The 903-nt window shown below is 76.2% G+C and carries 2 protein-coding genes; both read right to left on the bottom strand.

Going from position 1 to position 903, the window contains the following annotated elements; all coding sequences use genetic code 11:
• On the bottom strand, positions 1-638 hold a 638-nt coding region (locus tag KDM41_18260), incomplete at its 3' end, for an agmatine deiminase family protein (GenBank protein MCB1185368.1).
• Positions 639-713: 75 nt separating this feature from the next.
• The coding region (locus tag KDM41_18265; GenBank protein MCB1185369.1) for a hypothetical protein at positions 714-903 on the bottom strand (190 nt) is incomplete at its 5' end.

Raw genomic sequence — 903 nt, forward strand, 5'->3', positions numbered from 1 at the left:
GCGAAGCCGGGCTCGGCGGCGTTGCGCTCGAGGACCCGCGCCGAGAGCAGGCCCAGCCCCCGCCCGTTGTTGAGCAGGTCGCCGCCGGCGAGCCGGGCCCGGTTGCCGAGGACGGCGAGGCCGAGGGACTCGGCGACGAGGGCCGGCAGGCCGTCGTCGCTGCGGTCGACGCCGGGAGCGGTGGCGACGAAGTCGACCATGGAGCGCCGCCCGGCGGCATCCGACACCGTCAGCGGGCCGAAGTCGCGCAGCCACAGGCCTTTCGCCTGCGCCGGCAGGAATCCGCAACGGTCGGCGGGCAGGTCGGGGCCGGTGAGCATCGCCTCGATGGGGGCGCGGTCCGCGGCATCGGAGGCCAGGATCAGGAGCCGCACCTCCGGCGCGGCGAGGCGCACGAGCTCGCGCAGCACGTCGGGCGCCTCGGCGGCCAGGGTGCCGCCGCCGACCAGAAGGAACTCCTGCGGCTCGAACTCGCCGGGCATGTAGAAGGAGCCGAGGGCGGCCGCGAGATCGGCCGGCGGGGCCGCGGTGTCGCCCCGCGACCCGGCGCCCCCGCGGCCCTTGACCACGACGCCGAGCGCGACCAGGCCGAGGGCCAGGACGGCGAGCAGGAGGGTGTTGCGGAGCCGGGACGTCATGGGGGCATTATCGACCGGTCCCGGCACCCGCTCAAGCGGGGAGTCGGGGTCGACCGGACGCGCGGCAGCAGCTTGCTAGAGCCGCTGCGCCCGCTGGATCAGGCGCTGGGCCATGTCGGCCTGGTCGGGGTAGGACGAGGCCCGGGCGAGGAGATCGAGCGCCTCGTCCTTCGCGCCGAGCTCGAGGGCGCAGTAGCCCTCCATGAGCAGGGCGCGCCCCGACTCGTCCCGGTCCGCGATGCGGGCGAAGGCCTCGCGGGCCTGG

It is taken from the genome of bacterium, assembly GCA_020440705.1.
Classification (GTDB): Bacteria; Krumholzibacteriota; Krumholzibacteriia; order LZORAL124-64-63; family LZORAL124-64-63; genus JAGRNP01.